Annotated in this window: 8 protein-coding genes; 5 read left to right on the top strand and 3 right to left on the bottom strand. The window is 73.1% G+C overall.

The window, feature by feature from the left end:
* Positions 1–9: 9 nt before the first annotated feature.
* Positions 10–7,566, bottom strand: a complete 7,557-nt coding sequence (locus GA0070617_RS14610; protein WP_229688368.1) for a type I polyketide synthase — start codon at positions 7,564–7,566, stop codon at positions 10–12.
* 854 nt (positions 7,567–8,420) lie between these two features.
* Between GA0070617_RS14610 and GA0070617_RS14615 the strand changes: the two genes are divergently transcribed.
* Positions 8,421–9,344: a sulfite exporter TauE/SafE family protein gene (locus GA0070617_RS14615; RefSeq protein WP_091437753.1), complete on the top strand. Its 924-nt coding sequence runs from the start codon at positions 8,421–8,423 to the stop codon at positions 9,342–9,344.
* A gap of 49 nt (positions 9,345–9,393) precedes the next feature.
* On the opposite strand, the gene GA0070617_RS14620 is transcribed toward GA0070617_RS14615, so the two are convergent.
* Both GA0070617_RS14620 and GA0070617_RS14625 read right to left on the bottom strand, forming a co-directional pair.
* A complete protein-coding gene (locus GA0070617_RS14620) occupies positions 9,394–10,713 on the bottom strand; it encodes a PucR family transcriptional regulator (protein ID WP_091437755.1) in 1,320 nt (439 codons plus the stop codon).
* 98 nt (positions 10,714–10,811) lie between these two features.
* Positions 10,812–12,491 carry a recombinase family protein gene (locus GA0070617_RS14625; RefSeq protein ID WP_268239696.1) on the bottom strand — a complete coding sequence of 560 codons (1,680 nt, stop codon included), beginning with the start codon at positions 12,489–12,491 and terminating at the stop codon, positions 10,812–10,814.
* Positions 12,492–12,539: 48 nt separating this feature from the next.
* Here GA0070617_RS14625 and GA0070617_RS32040 point away from each other — a divergent pair, with 48 nt between their 5' ends.
* From GA0070617_RS32040 to GA0070617_RS14640, 4 genes are all read left to right on the top strand, one after another.
* The gene (locus GA0070617_RS32040; RefSeq protein WP_268239695.1) at positions 12,540–12,668 is read left to right on the top strand and encodes a hypothetical protein; all 129 of its coding nucleotides are present in this window, start codon (positions 12,540–12,542) and stop codon (positions 12,666–12,668) included.
* A 227-nt stretch (positions 12,669–12,895) separates the two neighbouring features.
* Positions 12,896–14,359: a glycosyltransferase family 4 protein gene (locus tag GA0070617_RS14630; RefSeq protein WP_091437761.1), complete on the top strand. Its 1,464-nt coding sequence runs from the start codon at positions 12,896–12,898 to the stop codon at positions 14,357–14,359.
* A 92-nt stretch (positions 14,360–14,451) separates the two neighbouring features.
* Positions 14,452–15,984 (top strand): O-antigen ligase family protein, encoded by a 1,533-nt coding sequence (locus GA0070617_RS14635; protein WP_091437764.1) that lies wholly within the window; start codon positions 14,452–14,454, stop codon positions 15,982–15,984.
* Positions 15,981–17,273: a GumC domain-containing protein gene (locus tag GA0070617_RS14640; RefSeq protein WP_091437766.1), complete on the top strand. Its 1,293-nt coding sequence runs from the start codon at positions 15,981–15,983 to the stop codon at positions 17,271–17,273. The genes GA0070617_RS14635 and GA0070617_RS14640 overlap by 4 nt, the downstream gene beginning before the upstream one ends.
* Positions 17,274–17,280: the final 7 nt, after the last annotated feature.

Raw genomic sequence — 17,280 nt, forward strand, 5'->3', positions numbered from 1 at the left:
TCGGCGGGCTCACCAGCCGGAGGCGGTGTAGACGACCGAGGTGACCGCCGCGTCGGCCCAGGCCAGCTCGCGCAGCAGGGCGAGAGCACCCTCCTCCGGGTCGATCAGGCCGATGCCGCGTCGGGCGTACTCCCGGCTCAACTCGGCGGTGACCATGCCGCCGTGGCCGGCCCCGGGGGCCCACGGGCCCCAGTGCACGGTCAGGCAGCGCACCCCGGTCCCAGCGGCGTACCGGCCACCGATCGTGTCGAGGGCGTCGTTGGCCGCGGCGTAGTCGGCCTGTCCCCGGTTGCCGTAGGCCGCGGCGATGCTGCCGAAGAAGACCACGAAACGCGGCGTGCCGGACAACTCGTCGAGCGCGGCCAGCACCGCCCGCGCCCCGTCGACCTTGGTGTCGAAGACCCGGGTGAACGAGGCCGGATCCTTCTCGGCGATGAGCTTGTCCTCGATGATCCCGGCGGCGTAGACCACCCCGTCGATCCGGCCGTGTTCGGCGTGGATGCCGGCCAGCAGCGCCCGGGTGGCCGTCGCGTCCCGGACGTCCAGGGCGTGGTAGCGCACCTCGGCGCCGAGTTCGGTCAGCTCGGCGATGGTCGCGGCCACCTCCCGGGCGGCCAGGATCCGCTGTGCCCGCCGGTCGATCTCGGCCGGCGACCGTAGGCCCTGCCGGGCCAGGGCGGTGACCAGGGCGGCCTTGTCACCGGCGGCGTCCAGAGCGGCCTTCTCCGCTGCCGAGACCGCGCCCGCGTCGGCCGGGTCCTCGGCCAGCGGGGTACGGCCGATCAGCTCGATCCGGCACCGGCTGGCCGAGGCCAGCGCTCGGGCGAACCACGGGGTGATGCCCCGGGCCCCGCCGAAGAGCACCACCACCGAGTCCGAGGTCAGACCGATCGCGGCGGCCTCGGCCACCCCGTCCCCGGCCGGGCCGGCCCCACCGGCGGCCAGCGCCCCCAGCTCCACCGGCACCAGGTCGGCGACGTACCGGCCGTCGCCGCGGTGGGCGACCACCGGCGCGTCGCTGGTGGTGAGCAACTCGTCGAGCAGTTGACGGGCCAGGGCCTCCGGGGCCGTCGCCGGGTCCACCTCGACGAACCTGGCGGTTAGCTGCGGGTACTCCCGGGCGATGGTGCGGAACAGGCCGGGCATGCCGTCGGCGGCGCCGGTGGCACCGCGGGCCCCGGCGGCCAGCAGCCAGCGTGGACCGGCCGCGAGTGCCCGCTGCAGCAGCGGGAAGACGTCCGGCAGCAGCGGCTCGTCGAGGTTGGTGAGCCCGTCGAGGACCAGGACGCCGTCGAAGCCGGCATCGGCCTGCGCGGTGTCGAGCACCCCGAGCTGTCCGGCGGCGCCGTGCTCACCGAGCAGCTCCGACAGGTACGCCCCGATCGGGCCGCCGCCGGTGATCAGGAACCGGGTACCGGCCAGCACGTCGGCCGGGTCGGCCAGCGCCTCGACCCGGACGCTCTCCTGGGCGACCAGCCGTTTCGGCGCGACACCCACCCCCGCCGGGGCAGGACCCACCCCTTCGGTCACGGCCGGGGCGGGACCCACCCCCTCGGTCACGGCCGGGGCAGGACCCGCAGCCGCGTCCTCCGTCGGGGCGACGCCCGCCTCGAGGGCCGGTGCCGGGGCGGTCAGGGTGCTGGTCGCGGTGAGGGTGGCCGTCGCGGTGACGGTGCCGTTCATCTTGTCGTTGAGCCAGCTGACCATGGCGCGTACGGTGCGGGCCTTGACGAGGTCTTCGAGTTCGGATTCGTCGCCTTCGACGGTGAGCTGGAGGCGGTGGGCGACCTCGCCGGCGACTTCGGCGCGTTTGATGCTGTCGATGCTGAGGTCGGCTTCGAGGTCGAGGTCGGCTTCGATGAGGTCGACGGGGTAGCCGGTGCGTTCGCTGATCACGGTCAGGATGGCGTGCTGGAAGTCGGCCAGGGCCGGCCCGGCCGTGCCGGCGGGTGCGGCGGTGAGCGCCACCGGCGCGACGGCTACCGGTCCGGTGGTGGAGACCGACACCTCGATGGTCCCGCTCATCCTGTCGTTGAGCCAGCTGACCATGGCGCGTACGGTGCGGGCCTTGACGAGGTCTTCGAGTTCGGATTCGTCGCCTTCGACGGTGAGCTGGAGGCGGTGGGCGACCTCGCCGGCGACTTCGGCGCGTTTGATGCTGTCGATGCTGAGGTCGGCTTCGAGGTCGAGGTCCTCCTCGATGAGGTCGACGGGGTAGCCGGTGCGTTCGCTGATCACGGTCAGGATCGCGTGCTGGAAGTCGGCCAGGCTCGGGCCGGTCACCGGGGCGACGGTGCCCACCGCGGGCGAGACCGGCACGAGCGCCGGCACCTCGGCGGGCGCGACGGTCGCCACCAACGTCGCAGCACCGTTGGTGACCAGCGCCGCACCGCCGTCACTCACCAACCCGGCACTGCCGTTGCCGGCCAGCGTGGCGCTGCCGTTGCCGACCAATGCGGCACTGCCGTTGCCGGCCAGCGCCACGCCACCGACCGGGCCGCCGTTGCCGGTCACCGTCGTCGCCGCTGCCGGGGCGGGGTGCCCGCCGGCCGGCCCGGACGTCGCCGCCGGTGGCAGGGCCGCGTACCCGTCGGTGCGGTACGCCTCGGTGGGCTGCCAGACCAGCCGCCCGCCGCCGCCCGATCCGTCGGTCAGGAAGGCGAGCAGTACGTCGCGTTGGGTGGCGATCAGGTCGCGGGTGGTGCGCAGGTACTCGCTGAGCAGTTCGCCCCGCACGTCCCGGGCACCGACGCCCGGATCGGTACCGGTTGGCGCGCCGTTCGTTGGGGTCATCGACAGCTCCTTGATCCGTCGGGGAGGGGTCATGCCACCGGGAAGACAGTTGCCGTGCTGGTCCCGGACGAGCTGCCCGTCGACCGTCCAGACCGGACGACGGGCCGGTGCCGTACCGGCCGGGTCCGGGGTGACCCGGCCGTGGAAGAGCCAGTCGGGGCGGACCGGCGCGCCGGCGCAGGCGATCTCCCCGACCGAGATCAGGAAGCCGCGCAGCCCCTCGGCCGGACCGCGGTCGGTGGCGATCACCCGGTGCGGGCGGTCACCGAGCACCGCCTGCACCAGCCGGGTGAGCACCTGACCGGGGCCGACCTCGACGAAGAGGCGGGCACCGGCGGCGTACATCGCCTCGACCTGTTCGACGAAGCGCACCGGCGCGCCGATCTGCTCGGCGAGGTGGTGCCGCACCCCGTCGGCGTCACCGGAGTACGGTGCGGCGGTCAGGTTGGACCAGACCGGGATGCCTGGCGCGGCGATCCGGTCGGTGGCCAGCACCTCGGCGAAGGTCTCCACCGCGCCGGCGACCACCGGGCTGTGGAAGGCACACGCCACCGGGATGGCCTTGGCCGACAGCCCGGCCTCCTTGAACGCGACCACCGCCGCCTGCACCTTGGCGGTCGGGCCGGAAACCACCTGCTGTTTCGGGGCGTTGCGGTTGGCCAGCACGACCTCGCTGGTCAGTCCGGCGGCGGCGAGGGTCTGGGTCACCTGGTCGACGGTGGCGTTGACCGCCGCCATGGTGCCCGGGTCCGCGCCGCTGGCCTCGAGGATGGCCGCCGCCCGCTGCCGGCTCAGCCGCAACAGGGTGGCCGCGTCGAAGGCGCCGGCGACACAGAGCCCGACCAGCTCGCCGTAGCTGTGCCCGGCGGTCATGTCGGGCCGGACCCCGAGGCGGCGCAGCAGGTGGTCGACGGCGAGCCCGCCGATGCCCAGCACGGGCTGGGCGACGCGGGTGTCGCGTACCCGGTCGTTCTGCTCGCGGCGGGCGTCGGAGTCGAAGGCGGCGGGCGGGAAGAGCAGCTCGGCGGCGGGCCTGTCGAGTTCGAGGTAGTGCCGCAGCTCCGGGAAGGCGACGAAGAGCTCCGCCAGGGCACCGGTGCGCTGGCTGCCCTGCCCGGGGAAGAGGAAGGCGACCGCACCCGGCTCGGCCGGTGCCGCCGGCTGCACCAGGCCGCTGGCCGGGTCGTGTTCGCCGGCGAGGGCGCGGCGCAACAGCGTCGCCAGCTCGGTCAGGTCGCGGGCGACCACGGCGACCCGGGTGGGCCCGGGTCGGCCGACGGACCGGGCGCTGGTCGCCGCGGCCAGCTCGGCGAGGCCTCCGGGCCGGTCCCGGTCGTCGTCGGCGGGCAGGCTCTCCAGCAGGTGCCGGACCGACTGGTGGGCCGCGTCCTGGTCGGCGCCGCGGAAGCAGAACAGCTCGGCCGGCCAGATCCGCCGGGCGTGGCGGGGCTCCGGCGCGGCGGCGTACGCGCCGAGCACCACGTGGAAGTTGGTGCCGCCGAAGCCGAACGCGCTCACCCCGGCGATCCGCTCCGCCGCCGGGGCGGGCCAGGGGCGGGCCTCGGTGTAGAAGGCGAACGGGCTGCGCTGCGAGTGCCAGGCCGGGTTGGGCCGTTGCAGGTGCAGGGTGGGTGGCCGGACGCCGTGGTACAGCGCGAGGGTCGCCTTGATCACCCCGGCCAGCCCGGCGGCGCACTTGGTGTGCCCGATCTGGGACTTGACCGAGCCCAGCGCGCATCCGCTCGGTTCGGCGCCGGCCTCGACGAACAGCCGGGTCAGCGTCTCCAGTTCGGTACGGTCGCCGACCACCGTGCCGGTGCCGTGCGCCTCCACCAGGCCGACCTCCCGGGGGGAGACCCCGCTGCGCCGGTACGCCCGGTCCAGGGCCCGGCGCTGCCCGTCGGGGCGGGGCGCGGTCAGTCCGAGGGCACGGCCGTCGCTGGCCCCGCCGAGGCCCTTGACCACCGCGTAGATCCGGTCACCGTCGCGTTCGGCGTCGGCGAGCCGTTTGAGCACCACGCAGGCCACCCCCTCGCCGAGGGCGATGCCGTCGCCGGTGCTGTCGAAGGGCCGGGACCGGCCGGTCGGGGAGAGCGCGTGCGCCGAGGTGAACATCAGGTAGTCGTTGATGCCGTTGTGCAGGTCCGCGCCGCCGCAGATCATCAGGTCGCTGTCGCCGCTGACCAGCTCCTTGCAGGCGGCGTCCAGGGCGGCCAGCGACGAGGCGCAGGCGGCGTCGATCGTGTAGTTGGGTCCACCCAGGTCGAGCCGGTTGGCGACCCGCCCGGCGATCACGTTGGCCAGGACGCCGGGGAAGCTGTCCTCGGTGACGGTGGGCAGCAGGTCGGCCATCTCCTCGGGCACCTCACCGAGGTACGCCGGCAGCATGGTGCGCAGGGTCTGGGCGTGCCCCATGTCGCTGCCGGCCTCGGCGCCGAAGACCACCCCGGTACGGCCGTGGTCCACCCCGGCGGCGTCGGCCGGGTAACCGGCGTCGCGCAGGGCCCGGTCGGAGACCTCCAGGGCGAGTAGCTGGGTCGGGTCGATGCTGCTCAGCGCGGCCGGTGGGATGCCGTAGCGGATCGCGTCGAAGGGCACCGGGTCGATGAAGCCGCCCCACTTGGAGACGCTGATCCGGCCGGTCTGCCCCGGGCCGACCTCGGGGGCGTAGTACAGGTCGGTGTCCCACCGCTGGGCCGGCACCTCGCCCACCGCGTCGACGCCGCTGAGCACCGTACGCCAGAAGCTGTCCAGGTCGGGGGAGCCGGGCAGCATGCAGGACATCCCGACGATGGCGATGTCCAGCGGGGCGACCGGGTCCTCGACCTGGACCGCCGGCGGGGCCAGCCGCTCGCGCAGCGTCTCCAGCCGGCCGGCGTGGTGCGCGCGGACCTCGGTGGTCACCGCGTCGTGCAGGTCGGCGACGGTGGTGGCGGCGTCGCGCAGCACCGCCACCTGACCGGCCATGAAGAGCCCCTCGGCGGCCTGGACCTGCTCGTCGACCGACTCGACGACCTCGCCGGAGCGGCGCAGGCCCTTGCTGGCGATGCGGAGCCGGCCCACGTTGAGCAGCTCCAGGTTCTCCCAGACCTGGCGGTTCTCCACCCCCGCGCCCTCCAGCCGGGTACGCAACTGGTGGAAGTCGTCGACGAACGGGGTGTGCAGGCACCGGGTGGCGTGCCCGGGGGCGGTCTCCAGCAGCGCGGTGGCCTCGGCGGCGAGCGCCTCGCGTTGGAACAGCGGCTGGACCGCGCCGTGCGTCACCGCCTCGGCGGTGAACAGGTAGGCGGTGCCCATCAGCACACCGATCCGGGCACCCCGGCCGGCCAGCGGTGCGGCCATCGTGGCGACCATCGCCGCCGACCGGGCATCGTGGACGCCACCGGCGAAGAAGACCTGCAACTGCCCGGCGGCTGCCGGCTCGGCGGCCAGGAACTCGTCGAGCACCAGCAGTTGGGCCTCCCACAGCGGGAAGCTGGCGCGGGGGCCGACGTGTCCGCCGCACTCGGCTCCCTCGAAGATGAACTTGCGGGCCCCGGCGCGCAGGAACTGCCGGAGCAGGCCGGGGGAGGGTACGTGCAGGAAGGTGCTGATCCCCCGGTCTTCCAGGGCGCGGGCCTGGGGCGGCCGACCGCCGGCGATGATCACGCAGGCCGGCTGGACCTCGGCGATGACGTCGAGTTGCGCGGCGCGTAGCTCCTCGGGGGCGAAACCGAGGACCCCGACGCCCCACGGCCGGTCACCGAGGCGCTCGACGGTCTCGGTGAGGATCCGGCGGCACTGGTCCGGCCCGTTGAGGGCCAGGGCGATGAAGGGCAACGCGCCGCCGTCGGCGACCGCCTCGGCGAAGGCGGCCTCGTCGCTGACCCGGGTCATCGGGCCCTGGGCGACCGGCACCCGGACGCCGAGGGTCTCGGCCAGCGGGGAGCCGGGGCGCAGCAGGTCACCGGCGTCCGGGTCGTCGAGCGCGGCGAGCAGCGCCGCGCGCATCCCCCGGACGGCGGCGCCGGTGTCCGCCCAGCGGTCGGCGAAGACCGCGGCCAACCAACCGTCCTGACCGATCGGCAGGAGTTCGGAGTCCGGGTCGTGTGGGCCACCCCGGCGGATGCCCCGGAAACCGTCGCGCAGGACGGTCTCGGAGCCGTCCATCCGGCGGATCGTGGCCTGCACGTCGGCCGGCAGCTCCGACTCGGGCAGCAGGGCGAGCTGGGTGTCCAGGACGATCCCGGTCGCGCCGCCGACCAGGCAGGCGCCGGCGGTGTGCGGCCCGATCCCGCCGGCCACCCAGATCGGCAGGTCGAGGCGGTCGTCGGCGGCGAGCTGCTGGAGCAGGACGAAGGTGCTGAGGTCGCTGACCCGGCCGCCGGCCTCCATGCCCCGGGCGATCAGCCCGTGCGCCCCGGCCGCCGCGGCGGCGCGGGCCTCATCCCGGCCGGTCACCTCCACCACCACCCGGTACCGTCCGACGATCTCGGCCAGTGGCCAGGGGCCGTCCGGGGTGACCAGCACCAGGTCCACGCGGCCGCCGGCGACCCGGTCGACCTCGTCGGGGGTGGCCCGACAGTCGGCGGGGACCCGGACCCCGAACGGCTCGGGTGACCAGGCCGCGGCCCGACTGAGCGCCCGTAGCGCCCAGTCCTGGCCGTCGGCCAGGTCGAGCACCCCCAGAGCGCCGGCGGAGCAGGCGGCGGCCGGGACGCGGGGACTGGGTTCCAGTGCGCCGGCGGGGTTCACCACCATGATCAGGTCGCGCGTGTGCGGTGCAGTACTCATTTGGCTCCCAGCTGGTGCACGGGGATCGCGGAGGGCGACAGGCCGGGCCGGACGACCGACGGTCGGTGACCGGGGCCGTAATTCGCGGCAGTCAATGTCGCGCTGAGTCATAACGTAGCGGCGATCAGTTACGGTCCGGTTAAATCTGCCCGACATCGTTAAGTCCGTGCAGATTTCCTACTTAGGCGACGGGAATTGTCGACGGGCTGGCCAGGAAAAATGCTGCCGGGTGTGGACGGTTGCGGACTTCGAGTGCGGCCGACAGGCGCGGTGGCCGCGAATGTCGCCGAGGTGACCAATTAAGAAACTGGATCAAGGTCGACTCGATGGACGATTCCACCCACTTTTGTCCCAGCATGTGGAACAGGTCTTGCCAGATGTTGTTGCCTGAGCCAACGATCCCTGTCCATGCGGGTAGACGCTATTGCCCACCGATTAACTTGGGCATCGCGAAGGTGGGATGCGAATCGCTGAACGATCGTCGAAAGCCCTGGTGGTAGGGCTTGCTGACCGCGCCGCCGGGCATCGGTGCCCGAGGTGGGCGCTGGCGGACCCGGCGCGGGGATCCGTCGCCCGGTGTCGTCCGGCACCGGGCCTCGCCATGGTGGACAGCGATGGTGGCCAGGGGTCGCAGGTGGCGTGGCGCAGGTCACTTAACGAGCGTTTTATCTGGTCTGCCCCAATGGCGTATGCGGCGTTGTCGCCCGACATCGGGAAAACCGGTAACCGCCGGAGGTGACCGGTGCTCCCGCCGCCCGCTCAGACCCAGCGGTCGGTCGGTGGGTGCTACACCATCGACGGCCGTCCGCGCTCCGGCACTGCCCGACTCATTCTCTTTCGGATCGGCGGTAATTGTGCGTAAAATTCTTCTGCTCGCGCTGGTGGGCCTCGGCGCGCAACTGGTCGACGGCAGTCTCGGGATGGCGTACGGCGTGACGTCCACGACGTTGCTGCTGGCCCTGAACACCGGTGCCGCGAGCGCCTCGGCAACCGTCCACCTCGCCGAGATCGGCACCACCCTGGTCTCCGGCACCGCGCACTGGCGGTTCGGCAACGTCGACTGGCGGGTGGTCCGCCGGGTCGGCGTACCGGGTGCCGTCGGCGCCTTCGCCGGGGCGACCTTCCTCTCCGGACTCTCCACCGAGACCGCGGCACCGGTCATGTCGCTGATCCTGCTCGCCCTCGGCCTCTACGTGCTCGTCCGGTTCACCGTCGCCGGCCTGCCCCGCGACCGCGTCGGGCTGCCGCTGCGCAAGCGCTTCCTCGGCCCGCTGGGGCTGGTGGCCGGCTTCGTCGACGCCACCGGTGGCGGCGGATGGGGGCCGATCGGCACCCCCGCGATCCTGGCCAGCGGTCGGCTGGAGCCCCGCCGGGTGATCGGCTCGATCGACACCAGCGAGTTCCTGGTGGCGATCGCGGCCAGCCTGGGGTTCCTGGTCGGCATCGGCGCGGCGAACATCAACTTCACCTGGGTGGCCGCGCTGCTGCTCGGTGGCATGATCGCCGCGCCGATCGCCGCCTGGCTGGTGCGGATGGTGCCGCCGCGGGTCCTCGGCTCCGCCGTCGGCGGCGTCATCATCCTCACCAACAGCCGGACCCTGCTGCGCAGCGAGTGGATCGACGCCCCGACACCGCTGCGGTACGCCTGCTACCTGGTCGTCGCCCTGGTCTGGGCGGCGGCGGTGTCCTGGTCGCTGCGGCGGCACCTGGCCGAGCGCAGCGTCCCCACGGCTGTGGCCGACCCCGACGGCGGTGAGCACGTGGGCACGGCGCGGTGACCGGCGGCCGGCCGGGTCACCGCCGTCGGTGACCCGGCCACCGGCGGGCTCACTCGGCGCCCCGGAAGTGGCCGGTGAGGCGGCCCAGCTTCATGGCCAGGTGCAGGCAGAGCCGCTCGTTGCCGTCCTTCAGGTCGGTCTGGGCCAACTGCTCGACCCGTTGCAGCCGGTAGTAGAGGGTGGTCCGGTGCAGTCGGAGCCGCTCGGCGGTGGCGTGCGCGTTGCCGGCCAGGTCGAGGTAGGCCTCCAGGGTCTCCAGCAGCACCTGGTACGAGTCGTCGCGCAGCAGTCGCTCCAGCCCCGGGTGCACCCCGGCGATGTCCAGCTGCGGGCCGTCCAACCGGGACAGCACCCGGTAGATGCCCAGGTTGGACCAGGAGACCACCCGGCCAAGCGCGGGCAGCTGCACCGCGACCCGGGCGGCCTGGGCGGCCTCCTGGTACGACTGCACCGCGTCGAGCAGCCGGGGCCGGTGTTCCCCGATCCCGGTGACCGTCCGGTCGATGGTGGCCAGCCCCCGGGTGGCGTGCCGTAGGGCCTCGTCCAGGTGGCCGGCGGCGGCCTCGGGTCCGGGCCGACCGGCGACCCGGCCGCCGAGGGTCAGCAGCACCCCGTGGTCGTGCCAGACCAGGTGCAGCGACTCCCGTACGCCCAGCCACCGGCGGGTGGTCACCAACGCCTGCTCCAGGGCGATCCGGGCGACCTCGTCGGGCTGCGCTCCGTCCCGCGCCACCAGCTGCGCGACCAGCGCGGTGGTGGGCCCGTCGCCGGCCACCCGACCCTCCTCCAACAGGGCCCGGGCCGCGTGCTCGCGCGCCTGGCGGCTCTCCACCAGCAACGTCCGGGTGGCCTCGGTCTCCCGCTGCGAGGCCAGCTCACCCAGCAGGTTCTCCCGGTACAGGGCGAGCGACAGGTCGGCGAAGGCACTGGTAGCGGTGGCGATGTCGGCGTCGGTCATCGTCTCGTCGACGTCGATGAACCAGACGAAGCCGAGCAGCAGCTCGTCGTGCCAGATCGGCACACAGACCCGGGGCAGCAGGTCGAGGTCGCCGTAGGCCGGGGTGCGGACCGGTTCCCGGGCGGTGAGCACCCCCATGTCCCGGAACCAGGCGATCACCTCCGGGGTGGTCTGCCGGCGCAGGATCGACATCCGACGTACCTCGTCCATCGGCCCGTCGTGCTCGCTGTAGACGACCACCCGCTGCCGCCGGTCCTCGATCAGGGCCGGTCGGCCGACCCGGGCGGCGACGGCGTCGACGATGCGTTGCAGCTCACCTTGCATGAACGTGGGTTCTCCCTGGTTGAGCTGCTCGAAGAGGGCGGCAGCCAGCCACTGCCCACCCTCCGGTGCCGGTGGGTCCGGGCGCAAGGTCCACTGCGCAACTACCGACAGAAGAACGCCGCGGTGGGGCCAGAACAAGTGCGTACGAACAGTCCGCGTGCTGCGGGCGGTACGGCGGGCCCCGATTACACGTCTTCGGCCGGTCGCGCCCACTCGATCGAGACGCGCGATTCGGCCGACCCTCGGCCGCCGCGTGTCGCCGACTTCCGCACGGTGATTGAGCCGACGAACGTCGCGACCAGGGTTCGCCGCTCGGCCAGCGACGCGCCGGCCCACCACGACCCCGGCCCGAGCGGGTCCGACCCAGGCTCGCCGAGCCACTCGCCGATAGGGAGAGTGGGCGACGCGGCGTTGTCGATCTCGGCGAGCTGGGCGGTCAGTAGATCGATCCGGCCGGACAGCGACCGTTCGGAGTCCAGGAAACGGCGCTTCCCGATCGTGCCGGAGTATCCGCCCGCCGCCCGGTCGTCATACAGCTCGGTGAGGGTGCGCTCGGCGTCGTCCAGCTCGCCCGCGATGGCCCCGCGCTGGGCGGCTACAGCCGGGTCCGCCGAGGCGACCCCGAACCGGCGCGTTGCCTCGGCGATCGTGTCGAGGGTGTCCGGGGCGTATTCGGCGGTGGCGATCAGGGCGAAGATTCGGCGGGCAATGTAGTCGTCGAGCGCGAGCATGGCGATGGCGCAGCCGCCACTGTGTGTGCCGGGGAGCCGACGGCCGGGGGCGCGGTTGCACAAGTACGTCGACTTGTACTCGACATCATTGATTCGGTGCGACTTCATGAGCGATCCGCACTCGCAGCGCAGCACCCCGAGGGAGCCGAGCAGAGAGGCCACGTCGCGCCGCAACGGGACGACGGGGGACGGCTTGCCGTCGAGTATGGCTTGCACCGTGTACCACTCGTGTGGGTCGACAAGCGCCGGGTGAGTGCGGACTGGCTCGCCGCTCTCGTCGCGTACGAGGCGGTATCCGATCACGTTGGCCCCTTGCCGGCCGTCCTTGCGGGTGGAATAGACCACCTCGGCGGCGTAGCCGGCGATCCGGGGGTCACGCAGGATGCGGTTCACCGTGCGGGGACGCCACGCGCTGTTGGCGGCGAGTTTGCCGGTGGTCTGCCCCCGAGTGGGGACGTTGGCCGCGTTCAGGGCGGCGGCGAGTCCGCCGACGGTCGCGGGCGAGGTCGGAGACAGCATCCAATCGAACATACGGCGGATGATCGCGACCTCGAAGTCATTGCGGATGAGTAGTTGAATCGTGATCGGTCGCCCGTCGGGGCTGCGTCGAACCTCGGGGGTTAGTGCGAAGCCGTACGGGGCCTTGCCGGAGACGTAGCCGCCTAGGTCGCGGGCAAGGGCCTTCGCGGCCTTTACGTTGATACTCTTCGTCTTCGACTCTCCGTGCGCCTGATCGAGCCTCATGATCAGGTGGATTAGATCCACTAGGTTGCCCCGGCGGAACTCGCCTTCGGCCACGCTGACGATGGTCACGCCCCGGTTGAGCAGGTCGGTAACGACGGGGATGGCGTCGAGGGGGTCAAGGCGAGACAGCCGGGAAATGTAATAGACGATGATCATATTGATGCGGCCGGAGTGGCAATCGGCTACCAGCCGATCGAAGCCGGGGCGCTCGGTCCCGCTGAACGCACTGATGCCGAGGTCTTCGTACCAATCGACCCAGGTCGCGCCCATCTGGTCGGATCGGCCCCGCGCGGCGGTCTTCTGGATGACCGTAGACACCTCACCGCCACCCTCGCGCTTCACCGACTGACGGCCGTATCCACCGACCCGATGCTTGAAAGGGGCATTGATCTACTATACCCCTGTTACTAATTACTGACGGCAAGTACGGCGTCGACCTTGCCGAGTTCGGCCGAGCGCTGGTCCGGCGCTGGTGGCGGCGCCCTGCTGCGTGGCTGGCCGGGCGGGATCGACGCGGCCACCCTCGACCGGCACCTGCGGGAGCTGGTGCTGGCCGACACCCCGTGACCGACAGGCGTCGGACCGGGTTGACCGAGGGTGAACTTCTCGTGTCGCAGGGTGGTCGGTGGTTGGCTCCCGGCCGGTTCCGCCTGCTCTTTCGGTGCCCGGCTGCCCGGACGTGCCGGGACGGTTACCTGTCCGGGCCTGGTCAGGGGCGGTGTCGATGATCTAGCGTCCCGTGCGCGGGAGTGTCTGATCAACGACAATCGGCCGACCCGATCCGAGGGAGAACTGTGCGATCTTCTGACCGAGCCGCCACACCGGCCGGCCAACTCGGCCCGGACCCGTCGGAACCGACCGGCCCGGTCGGCCCGGCCCGGCCCAGCGCGGCCGGTCAGGTCGGCCCGGACCCGGTGGGACCGGGTGCGACCGGGGCGCCGGGGCGTCCGCTGCGGGTGGCGATGATCGGCCAGAAGGGGCTGCCGGCCACCTACGGCGGCATCGAGCGGCACGTGGAGGAGATGGCGAGTCGACTGGCCGACTTCGGCCACCAGGTCACGGTCTACTGCCGGGACAGCTACGGCGAGGTCCCCGACCAGCGGTACCGGGGCATCCGACTGCGCCGGGCCGGCACCGTGGCCAGCAAACACCTCGACGCGATCGTGCACTCGGCCACCTCCACCGTGGCGGCCCTGCGGGAACGCCCCGACATCGTGCACTACCACGGGCTCGGCCCGGTGCTGGTGGCGCCGCTGGCCCGGTACGCCTCCCGGTCGAAGGTGGTGCTGACCGTGCACGGCCTGGACAACCAGCGGGGCAAGTGGGGGCGGCTGGCCCGCGCCGTGCTCGGCACCGCGTACCGGCTCAGCGGGTACGTCCCGGACGCCCGGGTGACCGTGTCGCGCGGGCTGGCCGCGCACTACGCGTCCCGGTTCGGCCGGCCCGCCCGCTACATCCCCAACGGGGTCGCCAGCCCCCGGCACCTGCCGCCCCGGGAACTGGACCGGCACGGCCTGCCCCCCGGCGGCTACCTGCTGCTGGTCGGTCGGCTGGTCCCGGAGAAGGCCGCCGACCTGCTGATCCGGACGTTCCGGCGGCTGCCGACCGAGCTGCGGCTCGCCGTGGTCGGCGGGTCGGCCTTCACCGACGAGTACGTCACCCGGCTGCGGCAGGCCGCCGGCGACGACCCCCGCATCGTGTTCACCGGTTTCGCCTACGGCGACGAACTGGCCGAGCTGTACTCGCACGCGGCGGCCTTCGTCCAGCCGTCCCGGTTGGAGGGGCTGCCGCTGACCCTGCTGGAGGCGGCCTCCTACGGGCTGCCCGTGGTGGCCAGTGACATCGAGCCGCACGTGGAGGTGCTGGGCGCCGACGCGCCCGGCCGGCGGCTGTTCCGCGACGGTGACGGCGACGACCTGCTGCGGGCGCTGGAGACGGTCACCGCCGACCTGGCCGCGGAGCGCACCGGCGCCAAGGCGCTGCGTGACCGGGTGCTCGCCGAGTACAGCTGGGACAGCGCCGCCCGCGACCTGGAACGCCTCTACCTCGACCTCGCCGCACGACGGCCGGCCGGCACGGGCCCGCGCACGGGTCCGGTCGACGGTACGGACCCGCGCACGGGTACGGTCGCGGCCGGGACCTCCGTCGTCGACCGCACACCGGTCGACGGGGAGAGCGCCGGTGACGGGCCGGCCGTTACGCCGTCCACGCCCGGCGCAACGGCCCATGTCCCCGCCCGGCGGCAGCCGATAGATTAGGCCGTTCTTCCGGTCCCGCGCCGCGAGCCGCACCTGTGGGTCGGCGGGTGACCGGCCCCGAGGCACCCCTACGAGCGAGTGGTCGGCGATCAGTGGACGGACGGCACGACGGCACGGCGGTGGCTTCCGGCCGGCCGGACGCGGCGGTGGGCTCTGGCCGGCCGGACGCGGCGGTGGGCTCTGGCCGGCCCGGCCGGGCGGTGGGCCGGGATCCGGTGGGGTGGCTGCTGACCGGTGGCGCGGCCGTGCTCTGCGCCGCGGTGGCGGTGCTGGCCGGGCTGGCGACCGGGCAGGGCAACCCGATAGGTGTGCTGCTGCCCCTGGTGGTCGCCACCGGGTTGATCGTCGCGGTGCTCGCGCTTACCCGCTTCGCGGCGTACGTGCTGCTGATGCTCGCGGTGCGCTCCTGCGTCGACCTGTTCAAGGTCAGCGGCCCGACCGCCGGCCGGGCCGACCTGGGCCCGTCGGCCCGCGCATTGGACCTGTCGACCATCCTCGCCGTGCTGTTCCTGCTGGCCGCCGGGCTCTGGCTGGCCGCCCAACTGCGCCAGCGGGGCCGGTTGCGCGGCTCCCCACTCGGCGTGGCCCTGCTCCTGGTCGGGGCGACGTCACTGGTGAGCGCGGTCGGCGCGGCACAGCCGGTGCCCAGCGGCCTGGAGGCGCTGCGGATCGGCACCGTGGTGGTGATGTTCGTCGTGCTGGAGCAGCTGATGCCGGACCTGCCGGCGGTGCGCCGGGTGCTGCTCGCCGCGTACGCCTCGCTGGCGCTGGCGCTGGGCTACACCGTGCTGATGTCGCTGCTGGGCAGCCCGCCGGCCGAGGTCAAGGGCGACTTCACCCGGATCAGCGGCCCGTTCAGCCAGTCCACCACCTTCGGCCGGTACCTGATGTTCATGGTGATCTTCGGGTTCGGGATCCACCGCTACCTGAGCCGCCGGCTGCGGCTCGGCCTCGGCGTGCTGCTCGCCCTGTCGCTGGTGTTCCTGCTGCTGACCAACACCCGCAGCGCCATCCTCGGCGCGGCGCTGGGCCTGCTCGTGGTGGCGGTGTTGCACCGCAGCCGGGCCCTGCTGCTGGCGCTCTGCGTGGTCGCGGTGACCGCCACCGCCCTGCTGCCGACGGTGACGCAGCGGTTCGGGCAGCTCGCCGACAGCACCGCCGTCGGTGGCGGACCCACCGGCAACACCCTGGCCTGGCGGGTCGGCTACTGGTCGGAGATCGTCTCGTTGGCCAACCGCAACCCGGTCACCGGGATCGGGCCCAACATGACCAAGTTCGAGGCCGACGAGGCGAAGAAGCCGCACAACGACTTCCTGCGCGCGTACGTGGAGACCGGGCTGGCCGGTCTGCTGGCCTACCTGGCGATGATGGCGCTCTGCGTACACACCGGGCTGACCGCGCTGCGGCGGGCCCCACCGGGCACCCTCGGCCGGGGCATCGCGGTCGGCTTCGTCGGCTGCGCGGTCGCCTTCGTCGCGGTCAGCGCGGCCTCCAACGTCATCTCGAACGTGGTCACGCTCTGGTACTACGTCGCCTTCGCGGCGGCGGCCAGCGCGATCGCCCGAGGGGTGCACCTGGGCCCGACACCGGCCCCGCCGGTACCGGCCGGACGGATTATCGGATGATCTACCAGACAGTGGGGAGCGCAAGGGTGGAGATCGTCGACTATCTGCGGGTCGCGCGGCGTCGACTCTGGATACTGCTGGGACTGCCGCTGGTCGCCGCGGCGGTGGCGGCGTCGGTCGTGCTGCTCGGCCCCGACCGGTACGCGGGTACCTCCTACGTGGCGGCCCCGGCGCTGGTCGGCGGCAACGCGGCCCAGCAGTACACCGGCACCCAGGCGGCCAACCAGTTCGCGGCGGCCTTCGCCGCGGCCGTGACCTCCCCGCAGGTCCTCGACCAGGTGTCCACCGACACCGGGGTCGACGCGGGGATCCTGCGTGCCGGGCTGAAGGTCGAACAGGTGGGCGCGAGCAGCCAGCTCACCCTCACCTACACCGCCACCGCCCGGGACTCGGTCGCCCCGGTGCTGGCCGCGACCGGCCAGCGGGCGCTGGCGTTCCTCTTCACCAGCCAGGTCGCCATCGCCACCGACGAGGTGAAGGCGGCCACCGACGAGCTGACCACCGCCACCAAGGCGATCAACGAGTGGGAGAAGACCAACAAGGTAAGCCAGCCGGACAAGCTCTACCAGGCGACCCTGCAGGAGATCGCCAGCCTGCGGCAGCAACGGTTGCAGATGGAGGCCGTCGGCAACGGCCGGGGTGCCGCCGCCGCCAGCGAGGCGATCACCGCCGGGCAGAAGCGGCTGGACGGGCTCGGCCCGAAGCTGCCCGACTACCAGGCGCTGCTGGCCCAGCGGGACACCGCCAGCGGTGCGCTGGCCAACGCCCGGCAGGGTCTGCAGCAGGCCCGGGCCCAGTCCCAGGCCGCCGATCCGGCCCAGGTGGTCAGCGCCGGCCAGGTGCAACCGGTCTCCCGGACCCGTGCGGTGACCGGGCTGGTGCTGCCGGTCTCGGGTGCCGGCCTGCTGCTGGCCGTCCTGCTGGTGGCGATGTTGGAGCAGTTGTCCCGCAACCGGTCGACGGCCGCTCGGGCCGCGGTCGCCGACGGCCCCGCGGCTGGCACTCCGGCGGCGATCGGCCCGGCCCCGGCGACCGGACGGGCGGTGCCGTACCCGCGCGGCACCGTGACCGGCCCGGCGGCGGACAACCGCGGCACCGTGACCGGGCCGGCAGCGGATACCCGCGGCACCGTGACCGGGCCGGCAGGGGGCGCCCGGGGTGCCGCGAGTGGGCCGGTGGACGAGGACACCGTCGTGTCGCCGGTGGTGTCGACCCGGCGGGCCGACGACGACACCGTCATCGTGCCGGCGGTCCCGGCCCGACGCTCCGACCAGCAGCGGCGCCGGTAGGTAGCTG

This window comes from Micromonospora yangpuensis, from assembly GCF_900091615.1.
Lineage (GTDB): Bacteria > Actinomycetota > Actinomycetes > Mycobacteriales > Micromonosporaceae > Micromonospora > Micromonospora yangpuensis.

Bases quoted from the DNA above. Each gene is read 5' to 3' on its own strand.
- GA0070617_RS14610 (WP_229688368.1), bottom strand. From the start codon at position 7,566: ATGAGTACTGCACCGCACACGCGCGACCTGATCATGGTGGTGAACCCC.
- GA0070617_RS14640 (WP_091437766.1), top strand. From the start codon at position 15,981: ATGATCTACCAGACAGTGGGGAGCGCAAGGGTGGAGATCGTCGACTAT.